This window comes from Brevundimonas sp. UYEF29 (assembly GCF_040546195.1).
Lineage (GTDB): Bacteria > Pseudomonadota > Alphaproteobacteria > Caulobacterales > Caulobacteraceae > Brevundimonas > Brevundimonas huaxiensis.
This window is the reverse complement of record NZ_JBEPNH010000008.1, coordinates 13,022-37,709: the sequence shown is the minus strand read 5'-3', so window position 1 is coordinate 37,709 and position 24,688 is coordinate 13,022. Positions and strand designations below refer to the sequence as shown.

Annotated in this window: 18 protein-coding genes; 6 read left to right on the top strand and 12 right to left on the bottom strand. The window is 67.3% G+C overall.

Annotation, left to right across the window (positions count from 1 at the left end):
• Positions 1–101 precede the first annotated feature (101 nt).
• Positions 102–2,153 carry an OPT family oligopeptide transporter gene (locus ABIB58_RS12570; protein ID WP_354041259.1) on the top strand — a complete coding sequence of 684 codons (2,052 nt, stop codon included), beginning with the start codon at positions 102–104 and terminating at the stop codon, positions 2,151–2,153.
• A gap of 57 nt (positions 2,154–2,210) precedes the next feature.
• On the opposite strand, the gene ubiG is transcribed toward ABIB58_RS12570, so the two are convergent.
• Positions 2,211–3,032, bottom strand: coding sequence for a bifunctional 2-polyprenyl-6-hydroxyphenol methylase/3-demethylubiquinol 3-O-methyltransferase UbiG (ubiG, locus tag ABIB58_RS12565; RefSeq protein WP_354041257.1), 822 nt, complete (start codon positions 3,030–3,032; stop codon positions 2,211–2,213).
• Between the two features lie 56 nt (positions 3,033–3,088).
• Between ubiG and ABIB58_RS12560 the strand changes: the two genes are divergently transcribed.
• The 4 genes from ABIB58_RS12560 to ispG all read left to right on the top strand — a co-directional run bounded on the left by ABIB58_RS12560 (position 3,089) and on the right by ispG (position 9,079).
• Positions 3,089–4,363 carry an aspartate kinase gene (locus tag ABIB58_RS12560; RefSeq protein ID WP_354041255.1) on the top strand — a complete coding sequence of 425 codons (1,275 nt, stop codon included), beginning with the start codon at positions 3,089–3,091 and terminating at the stop codon, positions 4,361–4,363.
• Positions 4,364–4,425: 62 nt separating this feature from the next.
• On the top strand, positions 4,426–6,684 hold the full coding sequence (ptsP, locus tag ABIB58_RS12555; protein WP_371275846.1) for a phosphoenolpyruvate--protein phosphotransferase: 2,259 nt from the start codon (positions 4,426–4,428) through the stop codon (positions 6,682–6,684).
• Between the two features lie 112 nt (positions 6,685–6,796).
• Entirely contained in the window at positions 6,797–7,894 is a 1,098-nt protein-coding gene (locus ABIB58_RS12550) for a helix-turn-helix domain-containing protein (protein WP_197070947.1), read from the top strand.
• Between the two features lie 48 nt (positions 7,895–7,942).
• Positions 7,943–9,079, top strand: a complete 1,137-nt coding sequence (gene ispG / locus ABIB58_RS12545) for a flavodoxin-dependent (E)-4-hydroxy-3-methylbut-2-enyl-diphosphate synthase (RefSeq protein ID WP_354041253.1) — start codon at positions 7,943–7,945, stop codon at positions 9,077–9,079.
• 102 nt (positions 9,080–9,181) lie between these two features.
• On the opposite strand, the gene ABIB58_RS12540 is transcribed toward ispG, so the two are convergent.
• The 3 genes from ABIB58_RS12540 to ABIB58_RS12530 are packed head-to-tail and all read right to left on the bottom strand — an operon-like array spanning position 9,182 to position 11,096.
• Positions 9,182–9,958: a sulfite exporter TauE/SafE family protein gene (locus ABIB58_RS12540; protein WP_137720337.1), complete on the bottom strand. Its 777-nt coding sequence runs from the start codon at positions 9,956–9,958 to the stop codon at positions 9,182–9,184.
• Between the two features lie 34 nt (positions 9,959–9,992).
• On the bottom strand, positions 9,993–10,433 hold the full coding sequence (locus ABIB58_RS12535; RefSeq protein WP_055808795.1) for an RrF2 family transcriptional regulator: 441 nt from the start codon (positions 10,431–10,433) through the stop codon (positions 9,993–9,995).
• 57 nt (positions 10,434–10,490) lie between these two features.
• Positions 10,491–11,096, bottom strand: a complete 606-nt coding sequence (locus ABIB58_RS12530; RefSeq protein WP_354041250.1) for a response regulator — start codon at positions 11,094–11,096, stop codon at positions 10,491–10,493.
• A 204-nt stretch (positions 11,097–11,300) separates the two neighbouring features.
• Between ABIB58_RS12530 and prfA the strand changes: the two genes are divergently transcribed.
• Positions 11,301–12,368, top strand: a complete 1,068-nt coding sequence (gene prfA / locus ABIB58_RS12525) for a peptide chain release factor 1 (RefSeq protein WP_017505440.1) — start codon at positions 11,301–11,303, stop codon at positions 12,366–12,368.
• Here the strand turns inward: prfA and ABIB58_RS12520 are convergent, their stop codons facing one another.
• The 8 genes from ABIB58_RS12520 to ABIB58_RS12485 all read right to left on the bottom strand — a co-directional run bounded on the left by ABIB58_RS12520 (position 12,369) and on the right by ABIB58_RS12485 (position 24,575).
• Positions 12,369–12,731, bottom strand: coding sequence for a hypothetical protein (locus ABIB58_RS12520; protein ID WP_295215620.1), 363 nt, complete (start codon positions 12,729–12,731; stop codon positions 12,369–12,371).
• 141 nt (positions 12,732–12,872) lie between these two features.
• On the bottom strand, positions 12,873–13,484 hold the full coding sequence (locus ABIB58_RS12515) for a glutathione S-transferase family protein (RefSeq protein WP_354041248.1): 612 nt from the start codon (positions 13,482–13,484) through the stop codon (positions 12,873–12,875).
• Between the two features lie 56 nt (positions 13,485–13,540).
• Positions 13,541–15,079, bottom strand: a complete 1,539-nt coding sequence (gene odhB / locus ABIB58_RS12510) for a 2-oxoglutarate dehydrogenase complex dihydrolipoyllysine-residue succinyltransferase (protein WP_354041246.1) — start codon at positions 15,077–15,079, stop codon at positions 13,541–13,543.
• A gap of 41 nt (positions 15,080–15,120) precedes the next feature.
• Positions 15,121–18,135, bottom strand: a complete 3,015-nt coding sequence (locus ABIB58_RS12505; RefSeq protein WP_354041244.1) for a 2-oxoglutarate dehydrogenase E1 component — start codon at positions 18,133–18,135, stop codon at positions 15,121–15,123.
• A 264-nt stretch (positions 18,136–18,399) separates the two neighbouring features.
• Positions 18,400–19,302, bottom strand: a complete 903-nt coding sequence (sucD, locus tag ABIB58_RS12500; RefSeq protein WP_045809475.1) for a succinate--CoA ligase subunit alpha — start codon at positions 19,300–19,302, stop codon at positions 18,400–18,402.
• 57 nt (positions 19,303–19,359) lie between these two features.
• Positions 19,360–20,550, bottom strand: a complete 1,191-nt coding sequence (gene sucC / locus ABIB58_RS12495; RefSeq protein WP_045809474.1) for an ADP-forming succinate--CoA ligase subunit beta — start codon at positions 20,548–20,550, stop codon at positions 19,360–19,362.
• Positions 20,551–20,677: 127 nt separating this feature from the next.
• A complete protein-coding gene (locus ABIB58_RS12490) occupies positions 20,678–22,204 on the bottom strand; it encodes a spinster family MFS transporter (protein WP_045809473.1) in 1,527 nt (508 codons plus the stop codon).
• Between the two features lie 142 nt (positions 22,205–22,346).
• Complete coding sequence (locus ABIB58_RS12485; RefSeq protein WP_045809472.1) at positions 22,347–24,575, bottom strand: TonB-dependent receptor; 2,229 nt, start codon at positions 24,573–24,575, stop codon at positions 22,347–22,349.
• Positions 24,576–24,688 lie beyond the last annotated feature (113 nt).

Here is a 24,688-nt window from a genome sequence, read left to right as displayed (position 1 = left end):
GGGTCGCGGGGCCAAGCGGCGGGGGCGCTCGCATCTGACCGCGACCAGTTGCCGCCTGCGACAGAATGCGCTTACGTCCGCGCAAACGTGGGACCGCGCATATGACAGACGCCGCCGCCGCCCCGAAGGGCCGGCTAGAACTTACGCTCCGCGCCCTGGTGCTGGGCTGCCTGCTGGCGGTGATCTTCACCGCCGCCAACACCTATCTGGGCCTGCTGGTCGGCCTGACCTTCGCCTCGGCCATTCCGGCGGCGGTGATCTCGATGGCGGTGCTGCGGGCGTTCCGCACCTCGACCATCTGGGAGAATATGACCGTCCAGACCGTGGCCTCGGTCGGCGGGGCCATGAGCTCGATCATCTTCGTCCTGCCGGGCCTGGTGATGATCGGCTGGTGGCTGGAGTTTCCGTTCTGGCAGTCGGTGGCGATCTGCATCCTGGGCGGCGTGCTGGGCGTGACCTTCTCGATCCCGCTGCGCCGGGCGCTGGTCACGGGCGGCGGCCTGCCCTACCCCGAAGGCGTCGCCGCCGCCGAGGTGCTGAAGGTCGGCTCGCGCGGGGCCGAACAGACCGAAAGCGCGGTGCGCGAGAACAAGTCGGGCCTGTGGGTCGTGGTCGCCGGCGCCGTGGTGTCGGCCGGTTACGCCCTGCTGGTCGCGGGTCGGGTCTTTGCGGGCGAGGCGGCCAAGTTCTTCAAGCTGCCGGCCGCGCTGGGCGGCGGGGCCACGGGCATGGGCTTTGGCATGCAGTTCGCCCTGCTGGGCGCCGGTCACCTGATCGGCCTGACGGTCGGTCTGGCTCAGCTGTTCGGCCTGGTGCTGGCCTGGGCCATCGCCGTGCCAATCCTGACCAGCCCGGACACCGTCGCCTGGCTGACGGCGCACGGCATCCCGTCGATCGCCTCGACCCTGCCCGCCGGCGTAGGCGCAGAGGAGCTGGCGACCACCGTCTGGGCGCGCGAGGTGCGGTTCATGGGCGCGGGCGTCATCGGCGTCGCAGCCATCTGGACCCTGATCAAACTGGCCGGTCCGCTGATCGGCGGCCTGACCTCGGCGCTGGCCGCCAACGCCAAACGCGCCCACGGCGAAGTGCTTGAGCGCACCGAACAGGACCTGCCCATCAAATTGATGGGCGGCGTTTCGGTCGCCTGCCTGGTCGGCATCGCCGGCCTTCTGGCTTGGTTCGCCCAGAGCGCCCCGGCCTTGGCGGGCTCGACGCCGCTTCTGGTGATCGGCGGCCTGGTCTATGTGGTGCTGATCGGTTTCGCCGTGGCGGCCATCTGCGGGTACATGGCCGGTCTGATCGGTTCGTCGAACAGCCCCGTGTCGGGCGTCGGCATTCTGGCCATCGTCATCGCCTCGCTGCTGATGCTGGGCGTCATGGCCGTCGCCGGCGTGCCGGCCGATCCGTCGATCATCGCCTTCGCCCTGATCGTGACGGCGGTGGTCTTCGCCGTCGCCGTCATCGCCAATGACAACCTTCAGGACCTGAAGACCGGCCAGCTGGTCGAGGCAACGCCGTGGCGCCAGCAGGTGGCGCTGATCGTCGGCGTCGGCGCCGGCGCCCTGGTGATCCCCTTCATCCTGAACCTGCTGAACCAGGCCTTCGGCTTCGAAGGCGGCCCGCCCGCCATCGTGGAAGGCGCCAAGACCCTTGCCGCCCCGCAAGCCACCCTGATCTCGGCCCTGGCGCGCGGCGTCATCGGCGGCGATCTGCGCTGGGACCTGATCGGTCTGGGTGCCGCGATCGGCGTGGTCATCATCGTGCTGGACGCGGTCGTGTCGAAGGCGACCAAGGGCAAGGTCAAGCTGCCGCCGCTGGCCGTCGGCATCGGCTTCTATCTGCCGGCTGCGGTGACGACCATGCTGGTCATCGGCGCCGTCGCCGGCTGGATCTACGACAAGGCGGTCTCGTCCACCCGCTATGCCGACGTGGCGCGTCGGATGGGCGTGCTGCTGGCCTCGGGCCTGATCGTGGGTGAAAGCCTGTTCGGCGTCTTCACCGCCGGGGTGATCGTGGCGACCCGGGACGACGCGCCCTTCGCCATGCTGCCCGAGGGTTCCGCCTGGCCGGCCATGCTGGCAGGCATCGTCAGCTTCGCCGTCGCGGTGTTCGGCCTGTACGCCTGGACGCGCGGCCGGGCTTCGAAGGTCTAGGGGCAAAGCCTAATCAGAAAGAAAGAAAGGCCGCCCTTCGGGGCGGCCTTTTGCATGTCAGGCGGCGCTGCGCGTGGCGACCATCATGTAGTTGATGCCCGCATCGTCGGTCTGGCGCCATCGGTCCTGAAGCGGGTCGTAGTTCAGGCCGTAGGGCCCCTCGACCGTCACTGGTTCGGCGGCCAGCATCGTGCGGATTTCCTCGGGCTTCAGGAACTGGCGCCAGTCGTGGGTGCCGGCCGGAACCCAGCGCAGGATGTATTCCGCCGCCACCTTGCCCAGGGCCAGCGACTTCAGCGTGCGGTTCAGGGTGGCGACCATCATCACCCCGCCCGGCCGGACCAGGCGCGAACAGGCGCGCACGAAGCCCTCGGGATCGGCGACGTGTTCGATCACCTCCATCGTCAGGACCACGTCGAACGGCCCCGCCCCTTCCGCCTCGATCTGTTCGACCGTGGCGGCGCGATAGGCGATATCCAGGCCGACCATGTCGGCGTGGGCGCGGGCCGTGCCGATGTTCTCGGACGAGGCGTCGATGGCGGTGACGTCAAAGCCCATCCGCCGCATCGGCTCGGCGATCAGTCCGCCGCCGCACCCCACGTCCAGCAGTGTCAGACCTTCGAAGGGCGCCCGCGCCTTGGGGTCGCGGCCCAGCCGCGTGCAAAGCTGTTCGCGGATCAAGGCCAACCGCGCCGGGTTGAAGCGGTGCAGCGGCGCGAACGGCCCGTGCGCGTCCCACCATTCGGCCGCCTGGGCCGAGAAGCGCGCCACGTCGGCGGGGTCGATCGATGCGCCGAACGCCGTTTCGGGCGAATTTTGCGAAAAACCATGCCCCTGTTGGGGTAGGCGAGACGGAGCGGCGCCGTTAGAAGCGGTCATGACGCGAGGGATGAACCTTCGCGCCCTTTCACGCAAGCAGGGGGCGGAACGCCACGATGACGCGGCCCGATACGACACGACTGGTGATGAAGTTCGGCGGCACCTCAATGGGCGACCTCGAACGCATTCGCCGTGCGGCGCGGATCGTCGCGGCCGAAGTGTCGGCGGGCAAACAGGTCGCCGTCGTCGTCTCCGCCATGGCGGGCAAGACCAACGAACTGGTCGCCTGGACCGACGGCGCCGGACCGGCCGCTGCGGGTCTGCCGCTCAGCGACGACGAATACGACGTGGTGGTCGCCTCGGGCGAACAGGTGACCTCGGGCCTGCTGGCCGCGACGCTGCGCAACATGGGCTTCAACGCGCGCTCGTGGATGGGCTGGCAGGTGCCGATCCTGACCGACGACGCCCACGCCCGCGCCCGCATCATCGACATTCCTGGCGAAAAACTGGGCGCCGCGGTCGACGCCGGCGAGATCGCCATCGTGCCCGGCTTCCAGGGCGTGACGTCGGACGGCAAGATCACGACCCTGGGGCGCGGCGGTTCGGACACCTCAGCGGTCGCCGTGGCGGCGGCCCTGGGCTGCCCCTGCGACATCTATACCGACGTGGACGGCGTCTATACGACCGATCCGCGCATCGAGAACCGTGCGCGCCGTCTGGCCAAGGTGTCCTACGAAGAGATGCTGGAAATGGCGTCCCTGGGCGCCAAGGTGCTGCAGACCCGCTCGGTCGAGCTGGCCATGGCCAAACAGATCCCGGTCCGCGTCCTTTCAAGCTTTATCGAACCCGACGCGAATGGCGTCATGCCCGACAAGGGTGGAACCCTGATCTGCGACGAGGAGGAGATCGTGGAAAAACGTATCGTGTCCGGTGTGACCATGAGCCGTGACGAGGCCCGCATCACCCTGCTGGGCCTGTCCGACCGGGTGGACGCCCCCGCCGACGTCTTCACGCGCCTGGCCGAGGCCAACGTCAACGTCGACATGATCGTGCAGAGTCAGTCGCGCACCGCCGGAACCGTCAACCTGACCTTCACGACCGGCCGTCGCGACGCCGTGCGCGCCGCCGACCTGATGACCGCCGCCAAGGAGCAGCTCGGCTTCGAGGAAATCCGCGTCGACGAGGACGTGGCCAAGGTTTCGGTCGTCGGCGTGGGCATGCGCAGCCATGCGGGCGTCGCCCAGACCATGTTCAAGGCCTTGGCCGACAAGGGCGTGAAGTTCCAGGCGATCTCGACCTCCGAGATCAAGATCAGCGTGCTGATCGACGCCGCCTATGCCGAGCTGGCCGTTCGCGCCCTGCATTCGGCATATGGGCTGGACGCGGTATAGGGTGATTTCAGAAGGCGCCTAGGCGCCGGGGCGCGGGAGACATGATGCCGGCAGGCGGCGCGATGACCAGAGGACCCCGGATCCTCCTGCGCCAGATCCGCGAGGCTCTGGGCGGGGCCGGCGCGGGCGTGACGCCGGCGCAGGACCGGCTGAACATGGTCGTCAAGATCATCGCCCGGTCCATGGTCGCCGAAGTCTGCTCCATCTATCTGCGTCGCGCGTCGGGCGAGCTCGAGCTGTTCGCCACCGAGGGTCTGAATCCCGACGCCGTGCACAACACCCGGCTGCGGCCCGGCGAGGGCTTGGTCGGCGAGGTGGCGCGGATGGCCCAGCCCATCAGCCTGTCGGACGCCCCGTCGCATCCCTCCTTCTCCTATCGTCCCGAGACGGGCGAAGACCCCTATCACGCCTTCCTAGGCGCCCCCCTACTGCGCGGCGGCCGGGCCATCGGCGTCCTCGTCGTTCAGAACCGCACCGAGCGGCGCTATGACGAGGAAGAGGTCGAGGACATTCAGACCATCGCCATGGTCCTGTCCGAAACGGTGTCTTCCGGCGAGCTGCTGGCGCTGGACGAGCTGCGCGACGTGGAGCTGGCGCCGCACCGGCCCGAACGGCTGAAGGGCCAGAAGTTCGCCGACGGCCTGGCCTTCGGCCATGTGGTTCTGCACGAGGCGCCGCTGGCGCCCGAACGCCTGCTGTCCGACGACCCGGCGATGGAGGAGGCGCGGCTGAAGCTGGCGCTGGCCACGCTGAAGAGCGGTCTGGACGTCATGCTGGACAAGGGTCAGGGTCTGGCCGGTCCGTCGTTCGAGGTGCTGGAAACCTATCGGATGTTCGCCGACGACCGGGGCTGGAACCGGTCGCTGGAAGAGGCGGTGCGGAACGGTCTGACGGCCGAGGCGGCGGTGGACCGGGTCAGGAATGAACACCGCGCCCGCTTCGCCCAGGCGCGCGACCCCTATATCCGCGAGCGGCTGCACGACTTCGAGGACCTGGCCAACCGGCTGCTGCGGGTGCTGGCGGGCGACAAGCCGGGCGAGCGCGAACTGCCCGACGACGCCATCCTGGTGGCGCGCAACCTGGGCCCCGCCGACCTTTTGGAATATCCGCGCGACAAGCTGAAGGGGCTGTTGCTGGAAGAGGGCTCGGCCGCCAGCCACGCCGCCATCGTCGCGCGCGCGCTGCAGATACCGTGCGTCGGCCGTCTGATGGGCCTGCGCGACAGGCTGTCGGAAGGCGACATGGTCATCGCCGACGGCGAGACCGGCGAGACCTATCTGCGTCCCCGCCCCGACATGCTTGAGGCGGTGCAGTCGCGCATGGCCGTGCGCGAACAGCGCCAAGCCGAGTTCGCCCAGCTGCGCGACGTGCCGGCCGTGACCCTGGACGGGCAGCGGATCACGGTCCTGACCAATGCCGGCCTAGCGGTCGATCTGGAAAACATGATCGAGACGGGCGCCGAGGGCATCGGCCTGTTCCGCACCGAGTTCCAGTTCATGGTCTCGGACGAACTGCCCCGGCTGGACGCCCAGACGGCGCTCTACAAGCTGGTGCTGGATGCGGCGGGCGACAAACCCGTCACCTTCCGCACCCTGGACATCGGCGGCGACAAGGTCCTGCCGTATCTGGAGGCCGAGCGCGAAGAGAACCCCGCGCTGGGCCGTCGCGCCATCCGTTTGGGTCTGGATCGGCCGTCGCTGTTGCGGATGCAGCTTCGGGCGCTGCTGGCGGCGGGGGCCGGGCGCGAGCTGCGCGTCATGTTCCCGATGATCGCGACGGTGGACGAGTTCCGGGCCGCGCGCGAGCTGGTGGATATCGAATGCGCCTGGGCGCGGCGTCGCGGGCGCGCCTTGCCCGCCCTGCTGCGCGTCGGGGCGATGGTCGAATGCCCGTCCTTGTTGTGGCATCTGGACGCCTTGCTGCCGCTGACGGATTTCGTCTCCATCGGCACCAACGACCTGTTCCAGTATATGTACGCGGCCGACCGGACCAATCCGCTGGTGTCGGACCGCTATGACCCGCTGTCGCCGCCGACCCTGCGGGCGCTCCAGACCATCCAGAAGGCCTGCGCCGACACCGGCACGCCGGTCTCGATCTGCGGCGAGCTGGCGGGGCGGCCGCTGGAGGCCTTCGCCCTGATCGTGCTGGGCTTCACCCGACTGTCGGCGCCGGCGGGCGGTGTCGGGCCGGTCAAGCGGATGATCCTGTCGGCGGACCTGAATGCGGCCCGGCGCGGCATGGCCAATCTGCTGAACCTGTCCACCGGCTCGGTCCGAAACGAGATCGAATCCCTGGCCCGCAAGCTGAACGTCGCCGTCTGATCGCAGGCGTCTGGACGAATAGGCGGCGTTGCTGGTCGGCGCGCAATCGTCTATCTCGGGCCCTGTAGACGGCGCGTCGGCGCTGTGTTTCCCGGACATGGGGTCAGGCGTCATGGCGCGGAATGCGGGGGTCGCCCCCGAGGCGATCGAAAGCCTTGCGGACCGGCCCGATCCGACGGCCGCCTTCGTCGACGCCGCGACCCTGGGCGACGGCTTTCGCGCCGCCCGCGAGCGGTCGGGCAAATCGCCGGCCGAGCTGGCCGCCGAGACCAAGGTGCATCGCCGGTTCCTGACCGCCCTGGAGCAGAACGACTGGTCGTCCCTGCCCTCGCGCGTCTTCGCCCTGGGCTATGTCCGGGCCTACGCCTCGGCTCTGGCGCTGGACGAACAGACCGCCGTCGAGCGGTTCAAGCGCGAGAGCCCGGACACCTCCGTGCCGCTGAAGGCGCCCATCGGCATCGCCTTCGAGGACGTTAAACGCCATTCGCCGCGCATCGTCGCCGGCATCGCCGCCGTTGTGGTCGCCGTCATCGGCTGGAACGTGTTCCAGCGCGCCAGCCTGCATCGGACCGCCCATCCGTCCGATATCGCCGCCGTGCCCACGGCCTGGACCGGGGCGGCCGATCCCGATCCGCAGGTCGCGCTCAGCGCGCCCATGTCCGCCCCGCCCGACCAGACGACGCCGGCGTTGTACATCACACCAGGGCTGGAAGCCGAACTGACCGGGGTCGATCCGACCGATCCGGCCGTGATCGCCGCCGCCGCCAATCCGGAGCCGGTGCAGAAGGCGTTCAACCCACGCGGGGCGGTCTATGGCGCCGCGGCCAACGCCTCGATGGTGGTGATCCAGGCCAAGACGGCCGGCGCCTTGGTCGTGCGGCTGGGCGACGGACAGGCCCTGTTCGCGCGCCAGATGGCGCCGGGCGAGGCCTGGCGCGCGCCCATCGGCGTGGCGGCGACGGTGGACGTGTCCGACCCGGCCGCCTTCGACGTCTTCCTGAACGGCGAATACGGCGGACCCCTGGCCGGCGTGCTGACGCCATTGGCCCAGTTGAACAGCCGCGCGGACCAGGCGGCCAAGGCTCTGGCCGCCACGCAAGCGCGCGCCCAGGCCCAGGCCGCCCAGGCCCGGACCCAGGCGACCGCGACGCCAGGGGCGACGCCCTCCCCCGCGCCAGCGCCCTCTTCACCCGCCCCAGCGCCGAACTGATGCGTCGGCCGTGGTCCCGCCGTCATCATCGGCCTATATGATGCTCCCATGAGCGACCACACCCACGTCCGACCCTGGCGCCACATCGAGCGTCGCAAGAGCCGCCAGATCCGCGTCGGCTCCGTCCTGGTGGGCGGCGACGCCCCGATCAGCGTCCAGTCGATGACCAATACGCCGACGACGGATGCGGCCGCGACCATCGATCAGATCCGTCAGCTGGAAGAGGCCGGCGCCGACATCGTGCGCGTCTCCTGCCCAGACGTGGAATCGACCGCCGCCTTCAAGACCATCGTGCGCGAGGCCAAGGTCCCCTTGGTCGCCGACATCCATTTCCACTACAAGCGCGGCATCGAGGCGGCCGAGGCGGGCGCCGCCTGCCTGCGCATCAATCCGGGCAACATCGGTTCGGCCGACCGCGTCCGCGACGTCATCCAGGCGGCCAAGGACAATGGCTGTTCGATGCGGATCGGCGTCAACGCCGGTTCGCTGGAAAAGGAACTGCTGGAAAAATACGGCGAGCCCTGCCCCGACGCCATGGTCGAGAGCGCGCTAAACCACGCGCGCATCCTGCAGGACCACGACTTCCACGAGTTCAAGATTTCGGTGAAGGCGTCCGACCCCTTCCTGACCGTCGCCGCCTATCAACAGTTGGCCGAGGCGATCGACTGCCCGCTCCATCTGGGCGTGACGGAGGCCGGGCCGCTGCGCACCGGCACCATCAAGTCCGCCATCGGCTTGGGGTCGATGCTGTGGGCCGGGATCGGCGACACCATCCGCGTCTCGCTTGCCGCCGATCCGGTCGAGGAGATCAAGGTCGGTTTCGACATCCTGAAGTCGCTGGGTCTGCGCCACCGCGGGGTCAACATCATCGCCTGCCCGTCCTGCGCGCGTCAGGGCTTCAACGTCATCGAGACGGTGGCGGTGCTGGAAGAGAAGCTGGCCCATATCTCGACGCCGATGAGCCTGTCGGTGATCGGCTGCGTCGTGAACGGACCGGGCGAGGCGCTCTATACCGACATCGGCTTCACCGGCGGCGGCAAGGGCGCGGGCATGATCTATCTGAACGGCAAGATCGCCCACAAACAGGCCAACGACGGCATGATCGACCACATCGTCGATCTGGTCGAACAGAAGGCCGCAGAACTGGACGCCGTACGTGCGGCGGCGCTTCAGGCGGCGGAGTAGGCTGCGGAAGCCGCATATGCAGGGTGGCGATGCCGACGGTATTCTTAAATCAAAGTCGAAATCGGATCGGCGGCGGGTGCGAGCCCGCCGCCGTTTTTCGTTTCAGATCACTTTGAACAGACGCAGGGCCTGATAGCCGGCGGACAGAAGCACCACGGCGCCGACGCCGTAGGTGAGAGCGCGGCGCGGGGCTATGCGGGCGATGACGCCGGCGAAGGGGGCGGCGATCAGGCCGCCGAGGATCAGACCCAGCACGGCCATGGCGTGGGTCGAGAAGCCCTCGGCCTCTTGCCAGTGTCCGGTCAGCAGGGCGACCAGGAAGGTGGCGGAAATGGCGGAGGTGACGAAGAACTCCGCCGTATTGGTGGTGCCGATGGATACGCGCGGATCCTGGCCCGTGCCGACCAGTGTGGTGGTGACCGTGGGTCCCCAGCCGCCGCCGCCGATGGCGTCGAAGAAGCCGCCGACCAGACCCAGGGGGCCGGCGAACTTGCGCGGGAAGATCCGCTCGCGCGTCTGACGCGTGGCGCGCCAGATGATCACCACGCCCATGATAGCCAAGTAGGTGGTGATGAAGGGCTTCAGCAGATCGCCGTCGATGCTGGTCAGGACGAAGGCGCCGAACCCCCCGCCGACGACGCCGCCGAGCGCCAGCGGCACGAACAGCTTCCAGTTCACATTCTTGTTGACCGTGTGCGACCCGGCCGAGGCCGCCGTGGTGAAGACCTCGGCGGCGTGGACGCTGGCGGACGCCGTCGCGGGCGGCACACCGAACGACAGCAGGACGGTGGAGGAGATCACGCCATAGGCCATGCCCAGCGCCCCATCCACGATCTGGGCCAGAAATCCGACGGCGAGGAAGAGCAGGAAATCTTGCATGACGGCCTCTGGAATAACGGGCGAACGGTGCGGGCTATTTCCCTAGTCGGTCAATAGGAGAAGAAGTGACGGCGGCTTGCAGAAGGGTTCGCGCCTCGAAGACGGCGGCGATCGCGTCGCGCCCGTCCTGAAGCACGGGCTGCAACGGACAGGTCTCCACATCCGGGCAGGTTTCGCACGGACCATAGGCGGTGCGCGAGGCGCAGGGCGCGAGGGCCAGCGGGCCCTCCAGCGCGCGGATGACGTCGGCGAAGCTGATGGCGTCGGCGGGCGCGCCCAGCGCATAACCGCCCGCCCTGCCCCGCTTCGAAGCCAGCAGACCCTGACGGCGCAAATCCAGCAGAATGGCCTCCAGGAACTTTCGCGGAGCCGCCGCCGCCTCGGCGATCTCGGCGATGGTCGCGGGACCACCGTCCGGCAGACCGGCCAGATGCACCATGGCGCGCAGGGCGTAGCGGGACCGGTTCGACAGCATGACCCGTGATCACCCGCCTGCGCCTTAGACGCAAGCTGGGGGATCTGGATCCGCCCCTCAGGCCAGGCGCGCCACGGCCTCCAGGATCTGCGCGCCGTTATAGGGTTTCAGCACCAGGGCCTCGGCCATGTCCGCATTCTTCGCGGCGGCGGCGACATCGCCGGAGATGAAGATGACCCGCACGGCCCAGCGGTCGGTCAGGACGCGGGCCAGTTCCACCCCGGTCATCTCGCCCGACAGGTTGATGTCCAGCAAGGCCGCATCGATGCTGTGCAGCGCAGCGGCGGCCTCGGCGGCGGCGGCGCTGTGGAACGGGCCGACGACATTGTGACCCGCCTCAGTCAGCAGTTCGGTCAGGGAGGCGGCGGCGTCGGGATCGTCCTCGACCACCAGCAGGGTCAAGGCCTCGATCTCGGCCGGCGCCGTGGCGTCAAGCGGCGCCTGGCGCGTGACCACGGCGCGAAGGTCGCGCCAGATCTCGGTCGAGGGGCGGTCGGTGTCCAGATCATAGATGGCGGCCATGGCCTTCAGTTCGCGGGCGTCCTCGGGCGACAGGTCGCCGCCGGTCTCGGCCAGACGGCTGTCGTACAGGAGGCACAGGCGATCGACGCTTTCGGCGACCTCGGCGGCGTCCGGCTGCGACGGGGGCGGGCGATCGAACATGGCGTCCTCCTTAAGGTTGTTCGATCTCAACTAATGGCTTTGAGCCGATTGCGTCACCGCGACTGACGTCATCGTGACCCGGTTGTCATCGCCGATCACAAGCGCGGCGCCGGCGCCGGCCCACGCCCCGACACGGCTGCAATCGACACGACGCCCCCTGGCGGGTAAGGACGGCGCTCCGCTTTTTCTCAGGACATTTCCCTCTTGCGACTGCCCCAGGCCCGTCTCGATCAGGTGCTCGACCGTTTCCACGAGGTGGAGGCGCGCATGGGTTCGGCGACCGACGGCGCCGAGATCGTGCGGCTGTCCAAGGAGCACGCCGAGCTAAAACCCGTCGTCGATGCGGTCCAGGGCCTGGCTCGCGCGCGCGCCGAAATGGCGGACCTGGAAGCCATGACGGCCGACCCGGAAATGGCGGCGATGGCCGAGGAGGAGCTGCGGGCGCTGACCGACAGGCTGCCCGAGCTGGAACGCGAGGTCGCCCTGCTGCTGGCCCCGCGCGACGCCGACGAGAACGCCTCGGCCGTTCTGGAAGTGCGCGCCGGCACCGGCGGGGACGAGGCGGCCCTGTTCGCAGGTGATCTGTTCCGCATGTATTCGCGCTACGCCTCAACGCGCGGCTGGCGGATCGAGCTGGATTCCGCGACCGAGGGCGACGCCGGCGGCTATAAGGAGATCATCGCCACGGTGACGGGCGAAGGCGTGTTCGGCCGGCTGAAGTTCGAGAGCGGCGTTCACCGGGTGCAGCGCGTGCCGACGACCGAGTCGCAGGGACGCATCCACACCTCTGCGGCGACGGTGGCGGTCCTGCCCGAGGTCGAGGACGTGGAGATCGAAATCCACGACAAGGACATCCGCATCGACACCTTCCGCGCGTCGGGCTCGGGCGGTCAGCACGTCAATACGACCGATTCCGCCGTGCGCATCACCCACCTGCCCACCGGCATCATGGTGACGTCGTCGGAGAAGTCCCAGCACGTCAATCGCGACAAGGCGATGAAGAACCTGCGCGTGCGCCTGTACGACATGCAGCGCCAGGCCAAGGACCTGGCCCGCTCGGACAGCCGCAAGTCCCAGGTCGGTTCGGGCGACCGGTCGGAGCGGATCCGCACCTACAACTATCCGCAAGGGCGGGTCAGCGATCACCGCATCAACCTGACCCTGCACAGCCTGCCCCAGATCATGGAAGGCGACATCGATCCGCTGCTGAACGCCCTGATCGCCGAGGATCAGGCCGCACGTCTGGCCGATCTGGAGGCAGAGTTCGGCTGATCAGCCCAGGATGCCGGTCAGCGGCAGCCACAGCACCACGCCGGTGACGGCGGTATAGGCGGCGAAGGCATGCACCGACTTCAACCGGCCGCTGGCCAGGGGGCTGTCGAGATCGGCGCGGTTGACCCACAGCAGATAGGCGGCCTGGATCGCCCAACCGGCGAGGAAGGCGACCACGGCCCAGGCGCTGAGCGCCGCCAGCGCGACGCCCGACATCAGCACCACCACGCCGCCCAGGGCGATCACCCCGTCTGCGATCTGATCGTTAGCGGGAACGGCGATGACGCCGGCCAAGGCCCGTTGCAGACGCCAGTTGAGCCAGGCCTGATACAAAAGCATCAGTCCGCCCAAGACGTAGAACATCCCTATTGCGCGCGCCGCCCACTCCATGTCCGAAATAAGGCGCCATTTTGCGCGGTTGTAATCAGGGAAAATGCGACGCCGATTCGGATCGTTAACGACCGGCGCAAATTAGACACAACCGTTGGTCTGCGAGCGCGCCCGCTAAGCTTTGGCGGCCAGGGCGCGCTGGACCGCCGGACGCGCCTTCATGCGATCGAAATGCGCCTGGACGCGTGGGAACGCGGCGATGTCCACGCCGTCGCTTTCCAGCCAGCCGGCGAAGGTGAACAGATAGGGGTCCGCGACCGTATAGGCGTCGCCCATCGCCCATTCGCCGGTCAGATCCGCCTCGATCAGGGCGAAGCCGTCGCGCATGTTCTGCGTGACCTTGGCCGCCATCGACGCCTGGGCGGCGGCATCGTCGCTCCAGCGCGCGGCGCGACGACCGTGGGCGTGGGCGACGTGGATGGTGGTCGCCAGATAGAGGTTGAAGGCCTGCATCCGCGCAAAGGCGAAGGGATCGGTCGGCGCCAACAGGCCGGGCGGAGACAGGGCGGCGATGTGCGCCAGAATGGCCGGGCTCTCGGTCATGACGCCCTGGTCGGTCGCGAGCGCAGGAACGCGCCCCTTGGGATTGATCGCCAGATAGGCCGGCTCGCGTTGCTCGGCCTTGGCGAAGTCGACCAGACGAATCTCATAGGCCAGCCCCGACTCTTCCAGCGCGATATGGCTGGCCCGGCTGCAGGACCCGGTCGCGGCGTAGAGGGTCAGCATGGTCGCGCCTCGCAGCAAAGAAAAAGGCGGCGAGATCATCGCCGCCTTTCAGGAAATCAGAGGTCCAGCAGGGCCCGCGCCGGATCTTCCAGCAGTTCCTTGACCCGAACCAGGAAGGTCACGGCTTCCTTGCCGTCCACGATGCGGTGATCGTAGCTGAGGGCCAGATACATCATCGGGCGGATCTTGACCTCGCCGTTGATGGCCATCGGGCGCTGGACGATGTTGTGCATGCCCAGGATGCCCGACTGCGGCGCATTCAGGATCGGCGTCGACATCAGCGAGCCATAAGTGCCGCCGTTGGTGATGGTGAAGGTGCCGCCCTGCATCTGATCCATGGTCAGCGAGCCGTCACGCGCGGCCTTGCCCAGGGCGCCGATGCCCTTTTCGATGCCGGCGAGCGACAGGGTGTCGGCGTCCCGCAGGACCGGAACCACCAGACCCTTGTCGGTGCCGACGGCGACGCCGATGTCGTAGTGGTTCTTGTAGATGATGTCCGTGCCGTCGATCTCGGCGTTAACGGCCGGGATCTCATGCAGGGCCGCGACGACGGCCTTGGTGAAGAAGGACATGAAGCCCAGCTTCACGCCGTGGCGCTTTTCGAACACGTCCTTGTACTGGGCGCGCAGGGCCATGACGTTGGTCATGTCCACCTCGTTGAAGGTGGTCAGCTGGGCGGCCGTGTTCTGCGATTCTTTCAGGCGACGGGCGATGGTCTGACGCAGGCGCGTCATCTTCACCCGCTCTTCGCGCGGCTGATCGGCGCGCGGGGCGGCCGGAGCAGCGGCGGCGGCAGGGGCCTGAGCCGGAGCCTGGCCGATGGCGGCGATGGCGTCGGCCTTGGTGATGTTGCCCTTCGGTCCGGTGGCGGCGAGGGCCTTGGGATCCAGATTGTTCTCGCCGACCACGCGCTGGACGGCGGGCGACAGGGTTTCGTTCCTGGCGGCCGAGACCTGGGCCGAGCCGGTGTTGGCCGGGGCGGCGGCGGGCGCCGGAGCCGCGGCGGCCGGCGCGCTCGCAGCGCCCGAACCCGAGCCCGACCCTGAGATTGAGCCGATTTTCTGGCCTGGCGTGACGGTCGCGCCTTCGTCGGCGGCGATGGTCAGGACGCCGTCAGCCGGAGCCGACACCTCGACCGCGACCTTGTCGGTCTCGATCTCGACCAGCAGCTCGTCCTTCTTGACCGCGTCGCCGTTCTTCTTGACCCACTTGCCCATCGAGCCTTCGGCGACGCTCTCGCCCATGACCGGAACGGTGATGTCGATCGCGGCGGCGGCCGGAGCAGCGGCGGCCGGCGCGGCCTTGGCGTCAGCCTTGGCGGCCTTGGCAGGGGCAGCGGCCGGAGCAGCGTCAGCGGACGCCCCTTCCGTAACCGAACCCAGGACCGTGCCGGGAACGACATTTTCGCCCTCTGCCGCCTTGATGTCGCCCAGCACGCCGTCGGCGGGCGAGACGACTTCCAAGGATACCTTATCGGTCTCCAGCTCGACCAGCAGTTCGTCCTTCTTGACCGGATCACCGACCTTCTTGGTCCACTTTGCGATGGTGGCTTCGGTGACGGATTCACCGAGGGCGGGGGTCAGGATGTCGGCCATGTCAGGTCCAGCTCGTCTCTAGTCGGTCTTTTATACGTGTATCAGGCGAAGGCTTCGGTCGTGAAGGCTTCGAGTTCCTTCAAGTGGCGGCTCATCAGACCGGCGGCGGTCGAGGCCGAGCCGGGACGGCCGACGTAGCGGGCGCGCTTGGCTTTCACGTCCAGCTTGTCCAGCGTCAGCTCCAGCCACGGATCCACGAAGGTCCAGCCGCCCATGTTCTTCGGCTCTTCCTGGCACCAGACCAGTTCGGCGTTGGGGAAGCGGGCCAGTTCCTTGCGCAGCGACTGGATCGGCCACGGATAGAACTGTTCCAGACGCAGGATGTAGACGTCGTCCACCGCCTGGCCGTCCTTGGCCTTCTTCTCACGCGCGTCCAGCAGGTCGTAATAGACCTTGCCCGAGCACAGGATGACGCGGCGGATGTCCTTGTCCGCCTTGATCGTGATGCCGGCGACCTCGGGCCGCGTCTGGGCGTCGTCGTGCAGGACGCGGTGGAAGGACGAGCCTTCGGCCAGATCGGCCAGGCTGGATACCGCCTTCTTGTGGCGCAGCAGCGACTTGGGCGTCATCAGGATCAGCGGCTTGCGGAACGGCCGGTGCATCTGGCGACGCAGGATGTGGAAATAGTTGGCCGGGGTGGTGCAGTTGGCGACCTGCATATTGTCTTCGGCGCAGGCCTGCAGGAAGCGCTCCAGACGGGCCGAGGAGTGTTCCGGTCCCTGGCCTTCATAGCCGTGCGGCAGCAGCATGGTCAGGCCGCTCATGCGCAGCCACTTGCGTTCGCCCGAAGAGATGAACTGGTCGATCACCACCTGGGCGCCGTTCACGAAGTCGCCGAACTGGGCTTCCCACATGACCAGCGTATTGGGGTCGGCCAGCGAGTAGCCGTACTCGAAGCCCAGCACCGCCTCTTCGGACAGGGCCGAGTCGATGACTTCGAAATTGGCCTGGCCTTCGCGCAGGTTGTTCAGCGGGATGTAGCGCTCTTCGGTCGTCTGATCGATGATGCCCGAGTGACGCTGCGAGAAGGTGCCGCGCACCGAATCCTGACCCGACAGACGGATCGGGAAACCTTCATCGACCAGCGAGGCGAAGGCCAGGCTCTCGGCCGTGGCCCAGTCCAGGCCCTGGCCCGAGGTGACGGCTTCGCGGCGACCGTCGATGACGCGCTTCAGCGTCTTATGCATGTCGACGCTGTTGGGGATCGTGGTCAGGCGGTGGCCCAGGTCGGTCAGCTTGGCCAGCGGCACGGCGGTGTCGCCGCGCAGCTCGTCCTTGGGCGACTGGAAGCCCTGCCACTGGCCGTCCAGCCAGTCGGCCTTTTCGGCGGACCAGGTCTTGCCGGCCTCGAACTGCTCGTCGAGGAATTTCTCGAACCGCTCGACCTCGGCGTCCACCTCGGTCTGGCTGATCACGCCTTCGGCGACCAGACGCTGCGAATACAGTTCGCGCGTCGAGGGCTGGGCGCGGATCTTCGAATACATCAGCGGCTGGGTGAAGGTGGGATCGTCGCCTTCGTTGTGGCCGAAGCGGCGGTAGCAGAACATGTCCACCACCACGTCCTTGTGGAACTTCTGGCGGTATTCGGTGGCGACCTTAGACGCGAAGACCACCGCCTCGGGGTCGTCGCCGTTGACGTGGAAGATCGGCGCCTGGACCATCAGGGCCACATCCGACGGATAGGGCGACGAGCGCGAGTTGCGCGGGCTGGTGGTGAAGCCGATCTGGTTGTTGATGACGAAGTGCAGCGTGCCGCCGGTGCGGTAGCCCTTCAGCCCCATCAGGGCGAAACATTCGGCCACCACGCCCTGGCCGGCGAAGGCGGCGTCGCCGTGGATCAGCAGCGGCACGACCTTGGAACGGTCCAGCGCCCACTGCCCCTCGGGCACGCCCTCGTTGGCTTCGCGGATGTCGAACGCCTGTTTGGCGCGCGCCTTGCCCAGCACGACCGGGTTGACGATCTCGAGGTGGGACGGGTTGGCGGTCAGCGACAGGTGGACATGGTTGCCGTCGAACTCGCGGTTCGACGAAGCGCCCATGTGATATTTGACGTCGCCCGAGCCCTCGATGTCGCTCGGCACGGCCGAGCCGCCCTGGAACTCGTGGAAGATGACCTTGTAGGGCTTGCCCATCACGGCGGCGAGCACGTTCAGGCGGCCGCGGTGGGCCATGCCCAGCACGACCTCGTCGACGCCCAGCGAACCGCCGCGCTTGATGACCTGCTCCAGCGCCGGGACCATGGCCTCGCCGCCGTCCAGACCAAAGCGCTTGGTGCCGGGGAAGCGCTTGTGCAGGAAGCGTTCGAAGCCTTCGGCCTCGACCAGCTTGGACAGGATGGCCAGCTTGCCTTCCTTGGAGAAGGCGTTCTGCTCGAACTTGTCGGCGCCCTCGAACCGCTGCTGCAGCCAGGATTTCTCCTCGGGCTCAGCGATGTGCATGAACTGAATGCCGATATTGCCGCAGTAGGTGCGCTTCAGGATCTCCAGCACTTCGCGGATCGTGCCGGTATGAAGACCAAGCACGCCGTCCAGGAAGATCGGGCGGTCCATATCGGCGCCGCTGAAGCCGTAGAATTCGGGCGTCAGCTCGGGGTTCTCGACCGGCTGTTCGATGCCCAGCGGGTCCAGCTTGGCCTGAAGGTGGCCGCGCACGCGATAGCTGCGGATCAGCATCAGGGCGCGGATGGAGTCATGGGCGGCGGCGCGGATCGCATCGGCCGAGACGTCGGCGGACGCGGCCTTGGGCGCAGCAGCAGCCGGCGCAGCGCCGGGCTTTTTGGGATCAGGCTTGGGCGCCGGCCAGCGACCGTCGAAGACGCCGGTCTCTTCGGTCGGCTCGGTCGCTGTGCCGCGACCCCAGCTGCCGGCGCCGGCCGAGGCGGTCACCACGGCGGCGTTGTCGCGCAGCTGGTCGAAGAAGGCTTTCCATTCGGCGGAGACGGAGCCGGGGTCTTTCGCCCACTTCTCCTGAAGCTCCTCGACGTAGGCCGCATTGGACCCGTAAAGGAATGAGGTCTCGGCAAAGACCTGGTTCAGCCGACCGGCATCGTCCGCCATCGTTTCGCAATCCCTGGGCCCCGACGGACACATCTCCGTGAGGGGCGCGCCTGTCATATAGGCGTCGTTTCCTGACGGGTCATGACCGAAACGGGGCAATTTGATAGGAAATTGGTCGCAGGCCCAAGAAAAAACGCCCCCGGCCTGAGCCGAGGGCGTCCATCGATGCGTCACACGGCATTTTTGATGCCGAAAAGGCGCTCAAGCAGCGAGCCGCCGCGCGGCAAGCGATAGCGCCCGCGCGCAGCGCGCACTTGGAAAGGCTTAACCCTTCAGGACTTCGACCAAGGTCTTGCCGAGGCGCGCGGGCGATTCCGACATGCGGATGCCGGCGGCTTCCATCGCCGCGATCTTGGATTCCGCATCGCCCTTGCCGCCCGAGACGACGGCGCCGGCGTGGCCCATGGTGCGACCCTTGGGCGCCGTGCGGCCCGCGATGAAGCCGGCCATCGGCTTCTTGCGGCCCTTCTTGGCCTCGTCGATCAGGAACTGGGCGGCGTCTTCTTCCGCGCCGCCGCCGATTTCGCCGATCATGATGATCGAGGTGGTTTCCTCGTCGGCCAGGAACAGCTCAAGCACGTCGATGAATTCGGTGCCCTTGACCGGGTCGCCGCCGATGCCGACAGCCGTAGTCTGGCCCAGGCCTTCGTTGGTGGTCTGGAACACGGCTTCATAGGTCAGGGTGCCCGAACGCGACACGATGCCGACCGAGCCCTTCTTGAAGATGTTGCCCGGCATGATGCCGATCTTGCACTCGTCCGGCGTCAGGATGCCGGGGCAGTTCGGGCCCAGCAGGCGCGACTTGGAGCCTTCCAGGCGACGCTTGACCTTGACCATGTCCATCACCGGGATGCCCTCGGTGATGCAGGTGATGAAGGGGATTTCGGCGTCGATGGCTTCGATGATCGCGGCGGCCGCGCCCGACGGCGGGACGTAGATCACCGAGGCGTCGGCGCCCGTGGCGTCCTTGGCTTCGGCGACCGAGGCGTAGATCGGCAGGCTCTCACCGTGCGATCCGGTCCAGTTCGTGCCGCCCTTGGAGGGGTGCACGCCGGCGACCATCTGGGTGCCGTGATAGGCCAGCGCCTGTTCGGTGTGGAAGCCGCCGGTCTTGCCGGTCAGGCCCTGGACGATGATCTTGGTGTTCTTGTCGACGAGAATGGACATGGGTCTGTGCTCTGAATTCGATGTGTCAGCGGGGCGGTGGCGAGTAAGGCCGAAGCCTTAGCCGACCGCCGCGACGATCTTCTGGGCGGCGTCGTCGAGGTCGTCGGCGGCCTGGATGGTCAAGCCCGACTCGTTCAGGATTTTCTTGCCCAGTTCGGCGTTGGTGCCTTCCAGACGCACCACCAGCGGCACCTTCAGGCCCACTTCCTTCACGGCCGCGACCACACCCTCGGCGATGACGTCGCACTTCATGATGCCACCGAAGATGTTGACCAGGATGCCCTGGACGTTCGGGTCGGCGGTGATGATCTTGAAAGCCGCCGCGACCTTCTCCTTGCCGGCGCCGCCGCCGACGTCGCAAAAGTTGGCCGGCTCCTTGCCGTACAGCTTGATGATGTCCATCGTCGCCATGGCGAGCCCGGCGCCATTGACCATGCAGCCGATGTTGCCGTCCAGCGAGACGTAGGCGAGGTCCCACTTGGACGCTTCGATTTCCTTGGCGTCTTCTTCGGTTTCGTCGCGCAGTTCCTTGATGTCATCGTGGCGGAACAGGGCGTTGCCGTCGAAGCTGACCTTGGCGTCCAGAACGCGCAGGTGGCCGTCCTTCATCACGATCAGGGGGTTCACCTCCAGCATGTCCATGTCCTTCTCGACGAAGGCCTTGTACAGGGCGGGGAACAGCGACTTGGCGTCTTCGGCCGCGGCGCCGGTCAGGCCGTAGGCGGCGACGATGGCGGCGACGTCGGCGTCGGTTACGCCCGCGCTCGGGTCGATGACGATGTTCTGGATCTTCTCGGGCGTGTCGTGGGCGACGGTTTCGATGTCCATGCCGCCTTCGGTCGAGACGACGAAGGCGATGCGGCCATAGGCGCGGTCGACCAGCAGCGAGCAGTACAATTCACGCTCGATGTCGGCGCCGTCCTCGATGTAGAGGCGGTTGACCTGCTTGCCAGCGTCGCCCGTCTGGGCGGTGACCAGGGTGTTGCCCAGCATTTCCTTGGCGTGGGCGACGGCTTCCTCGGCCGAGAAGGCCAGGCGAACGCCGCCCTTGGCGTCGGCCGGCAGTTCCTTGAACTTGCCCTTGCCGCGGCCGCCGGCGTGGATTTGCGACTTCACGACATAGAGCGGGCCGGGCAGCGACTTGGCGGCCGCCTCGACCTGATCGACCGACGTCACCGCGACGCCTTCGGCGACCGGGGCACCGAAGCCTTTGAGGACCTGCTTGGCCTGATATTCGTGAATGTTCATGGGGGACCGTCGCAACCGCTGCTGGGAGAGTTGCGGGGCTTATAGGCCGCTCTTTTGCATTGCGCTACCGGCCTTCGGCCTGCTTGAGCGCTTCGCCTTCGCAGGTGCAAGCGTCCACAGCCCCCCTTTAGTCGACCCAGTCCTTCTTGAGGGTGCGCGACGCCCCGATCAGCAGGATCGCGGCCAGCACATAGAACCCCATGCCGGTATAGATGGCCCAGCGCAGGCTCTCCTCGCCGAAGCGCGGCGCCAGCAGGTCGCTCATCCAGCCGAAATAGTAGAAGCCGACCGCGATCCCGAGCAGATTGTTCAGCAGCAGGAACAGGGCCGAGGCCGTCGAGCGCATGGCCGCCGGCACCAGATGCTGGACCGCCGCCGTGATCGGGCCCAGCCAGGCTAGGTTCAATCCGGTCGGCAACAGGAAGATCAGGAAGGCCAGGGTCAGCTGCTGAACGTGGCTGCCGCCGCCGGGCAGAACCAGGCCGATCAGCCAGGGCGAGTTCATCGCCAGGATGAAGCACGGCGCCGAGATCAGGAAGGCGACGGCGGGCGTCAGCGGATAGGCGCCCTTGCCCTTCTTGGACAGCTTGTCGGCGATCATGCCGCCCAGCCAGATGCCCAGGATGCCGCCGATCAGGGCGATGCCGGAATAATAAATGCTGGTCTGTTTCAGGGTCAGGTCGAAGCTGCGCATGAAGAACAGCGGCAGCCAGCCGGCGACGCCATAGCCGCAGACCGACGATGAGGCCGCGCCCAGGCCCAGGAGCCAGAAACTGGGCTTCCTGATCACCACCGAAGCGGTGCGACGCGCGATCATCAGAGAAACGCCGATCACCACCGCCAGCAGGCCGCCGAACGCCAGCACCAGCGGATTGCCGAGCGACATGCCCATCAGCCAGCTCAAGGCGCCGAGGATCAGCAGACCGGCGCCGAGGCCCAGCATGATTTGGGCGGCGATCTTGCCGGCCCGGTCCGTGCCGACCGGCGCGGCTGTCAGGGCCGCGACCTGAGCCTCGGTCTTGATGGCGTCTGCGCCGCCCCGCCTGGGATCACGCACCGTCAGACGCAGCAGGGGCGCGACCAGCACGCCCAGCAGGCCGACGACGATGAAGGCGGTGCGCCAGCCGTAGGTCGCCGCCAGCAGGCCGCCGACCAGGGTTCCCGCCGCCATGCCCAGCGGAATGCCGAAGGCGAAGGCCGCCATGGCGCGCGCGCGCTGATGGGGCGGGAAGTAGTCGGCGATCAGCGAATAGGCCGGAGCCACGCCGCCCGCCTCGCCGATGCCCACGCCCATCCGGCACAGGAACAGTTGGCCGAACGAGCCGGCCATGCCGCACAGGGCGGTAAAGCCCGACCAGACGGCCAGGGCGCCGGTCATGATCCAGACCCGGCTGAACCGATCCGCCAGCCAGGCCAGGGGAATGGCCAATGTCGAATAGACCGAGGCGAAGGCGATGCCGCCCAACAGGCCGAACTGGCTGTCGGACATGCCGAACTCTTCCTTCAACGGCGCGGCCAGTATGCCGATGATCTGGCGATCCAGGAAGTTCAGCATGTAGATCAGGATCAGCACCGCCAGCACATAGTAGCGATAGCCGGGCCGCTCAGGCCGCTCGGGCCGCGCCTCCTGGACCGTCAGCGTCTCCGTCGTCATCGGCGTTTCCCCTCGGCGTCTTGTTGTTTGTTGAGGCGAGCCTAGCCGCAAGTCCGCCCTGTGCAAAATAGGCCTGGCGGAGCGAAAAGGGGCGGCGGCCCGGAGACCGCCGCCCCTCGTCGTCAGGCGTTAGGAATGGAGATCAGAAGCGATAGGTCAGGCGCGCCGAATAGGTGGTCGGCGGGCCGTAGAAGGCGCTGATCGAGTTGTTGTAGGTCGCGCCCGGGAAGCTGTAGCCGCCGACCTTGTAGCGAACGTCGGTCAGGTTGCGACCGAACAGGCCGACCTCCCAGCGCTTGCTCGGCGCCGTCCAGACCACGCTGGCGTCGGCCAGGACGTAACCCTTCTGATCCAGGATGGGATCGGGGGTGTCGAACAGGTGGTAGTCCGAACGGTAGGACAGCGACGGGGTGACGCGGATTTCACCACCCAGGATGTCGCCGCGCCAGGTCATGCCGTAATAGGCCGACCATTCCGGCGAGTTCTGCGGCTCGCGCGTGTTCGAGATATCGACCGGGGTGCCGGTGATGCGGGTGATGAACTCGTCGAACTCGTTCTTCAGATAGCCGACCGAGAAGTTGGCGGTGATGTCGCTGGTCAGATAGGCCGAGCCTTCCAGCTCGAAGCCGTAGATGGTCGAGGCGCCGGCGTTGTCGACGACCGAGGCGATGCCGACGGCGGGCGGCGTGGCCACCTGCTGGGTCGTGATCTGCTGGTCCTTGTAGTCCGAATAGAAGATCGCCGAGGCGAAGTTCATGCGGCGGTCGAAGGCCGAGCCCTTCAGGCCGACTTCATAGGTGGTGACCGTCTCGGGCTGATAGCCGTTGACCGTCTGGGGCACCAGGGCGGCGTCGCCGCGCATGTCCCAGCCGCCCGACTTGAAGCCCTGGCTGACGGAGGCGTAGCCGGTCATCTCGTCGCTGAAATCGTACGAGATGCTGGCGCGCGGCGTGAACTTCTCAAAGGTGTCCGAGGCCGTATAGTTGGTGCGGGTCGCAAAGACCGCGCGCGGCGTGCCGCCGGTCAGCGGGCTGCGCGTGGCGCCGAGATAGAACTGGCGCAGGACGGCGGCGTCCTTGTCGTCGCGGGTGTAACGGCCGCCCAGCGACAGGTGCAGACGATCGGTCAGATCATAGCTGAAGTCGCCAAAGATCGAGAAGGACTTGGTGTCCACCGATCCCGCCGCTGCAATCGACAGGCCCAGGTTGCCGGCGATGGTGTCGAAGACGCCTGACGACGTGCCGTCCAGATAATAGACGCCGGCCACGCCGGACCAGCGCTCGCCGGTGAATAGGGCCTGAAACTCCTGGCTGAACTGATGGTCGGCGTAGATAGCCGGCACATCCAGGGTCGGGTTCGGCGTCTGGTCGAAGTCGATGATGGTGGCCGTGTCGCCCGAACGATAGGCCGAGATCGACTTGAGGGTCAGCATGTCGTTGACCCGGTATTCGCCGGTCAGGGCCACGCCCTCGGTCACGACCTTCTGTTCGCCGGTGATGCCGGCGTAGGTGTCGTATTTGCCGGCCGGTGCGCGCCACAGGCCATCGGTCGAGGTGACCTCGCGGTGGCCGTGGCGGGGGCTGGAGTTGTCTTCGACCCGGTCCCAGGCCAGGCGGAAGAACAGTTTGTCGTTGGGCGTCCATTCCGCGCTGGCGCGATAGGCGGTGACGTCCTTGTCGTACTGGTCCTGACCCGTGTTCAGATTCTTGCCGTAGCCGTCGTGATTGTAGGTGGCGACGGCGCCGCCGATGGCGAAGGTCTGGCCAACCGGCACCGAGCCCGACAGCAGGAAGTTGTGCTCGTTATAGGCGCCGACCTCGGCGCGGGCGGTCAGGCTGGGGTCCTGCCCCAGACGTTTGGTGACGTACTTGATCGCGCCGCCGATGGTGTTGCGGCCGTACAGAGTGCCCTGCGGTCCGCGCAGCACCTCGATACGCGAGATGTCGAAGATGTCCAGTACCGCGCCCTGAGGACGGGCGACATAGACGTCGTCGACGTATAGACCCACGCCCGGCTCAAAGCCCCAGAGCGGATCCTGCTGGCCGACGCCGCGGATGAAGCTGATCAGGGTGGAGTTGGAGCCGCGCGCGATCTGGACCGTGGCGTTCGGCGTCTGCTGCTGCAGAGCCGTGATGTTGACGGCGCCCGTCTGTTCGAGCCGTTCAGCGCTGAGCGCCGAGACGGCGATCGGCACGTCCTTCAGCTGCTCGTCGCGCCGGCGGGCGGTGACGACGATGTCGTCGACGGTCGCCGCGCTCTGATCTGCATTCGCCGCCTGGGCTGCGGCCTCCGCGTCCTGGGCGACCGTGGCCCCCGCAAGCACGCCCCACGCCGCGCCGGCCAGCAGCGCGCACTTCACATGACGGTTCATGATCCTAGACCCCTTTGTCGTTTCCAGCCCGATGGACGCTTTTATTCAGCGTTCAATGATTTTCACGGAACCTACCCGGTTTCGGCCGTCTGTCAAACACTGGACTGACGCAG

Excerpts from the sequence above, each read along its gene's own strand:
- ABIB58_RS12505 (WP_354041244.1), bottom strand. The coding sequence starts at position 18,135 with ATGGCGGACGATGCCGGTCGGCTGAACCAGGTCTTTGCCGAGACCTCA.
- ABIB58_RS12490 (WP_045809473.1), bottom strand. The coding sequence starts at position 22,204 with ATGACGACGGAGACGCTGACGGTCCAGGAGGCGCGGCCCGAGCGGCCT.
- ispG (WP_354041253.1), top strand. The coding sequence starts at position 7,943 with ATGAGCGACCACACCCACGTCCGACCCTGGCGCCACATCGAGCGTCGC.
- ptsP (WP_371275846.1), top strand. The coding sequence starts at position 4,426 with ATGACCAGAGGACCCCGGATCCTCCTGCGCCAGATCCGCGAGGCTCTG.
- ABIB58_RS12530 (WP_354041250.1), bottom strand. The coding sequence starts at position 11,096 with ATGTTCGATCGCCCGCCCCCGTCGCAGCCGGACGCCGCCGAGGTCGCC.
- sucD (WP_045809475.1), bottom strand. The coding sequence starts at position 19,302 with ATGTCCATTCTCGTCGACAAGAACACCAAGATCATCGTCCAGGGCCTG.
- ABIB58_RS12560 (WP_354041255.1), top strand. The coding sequence starts at position 3,089 with ATGACGCGGCCCGATACGACACGACTGGTGATGAAGTTCGGCGGCACC.
- ABIB58_RS12485 (WP_045809472.1), bottom strand. The coding sequence starts at position 24,575 with ATGAACCGTCATGTGAAGTGCGCGCTGCTGGCCGGCGCGGCGTGGGGC.
- sucC (WP_045809474.1), bottom strand. The coding sequence starts at position 20,550 with ATGAACATTCACGAATATCAGGCCAAGCAGGTCCTCAAAGGCTTCGGT.
- ABIB58_RS12550 (WP_197070947.1), top strand. The coding sequence starts at position 6,797 with ATGGCGCGGAATGCGGGGGTCGCCCCCGAGGCGATCGAAAGCCTTGCG.
- ABIB58_RS12540 (WP_137720337.1), bottom strand. The coding sequence starts at position 9,958 with ATGCAAGATTTCCTGCTCTTCCTCGCCGTCGGATTTCTGGCCCAGATC.
- ubiG (WP_354041257.1), bottom strand. The coding sequence starts at position 3,032 with ATGACCGCTTCTAACGGCGCCGCTCCGTCTCGCCTACCCCAACAGGGG.
- ABIB58_RS12515 (WP_354041248.1), bottom strand. The coding sequence starts at position 13,484 with ATGCTGACCCTCTACGCCGCGACCGGGTCCTGCAGCCGGGCCAGCCAT.
- ABIB58_RS12520 (WP_295215620.1), bottom strand. The coding sequence starts at position 12,731 with ATGTTCTACGTCTTGGGCGGACTGATGCTTTTGTATCAGGCCTGGCTC.
- ABIB58_RS12535 (WP_055808795.1), bottom strand. The coding sequence starts at position 10,433 with ATGCTGTCGAACCGGTCCCGCTACGCCCTGCGCGCCATGGTGCATCTG.
- odhB (WP_354041246.1), bottom strand. The coding sequence starts at position 15,079 with ATGGCCGACATCCTGACCCCCGCCCTCGGTGAATCCGTCACCGAAGCC.
- ABIB58_RS12570 (WP_354041259.1), top strand. The coding sequence starts at position 102 with ATGACAGACGCCGCCGCCGCCCCGAAGGGCCGGCTAGAACTTACGCTC.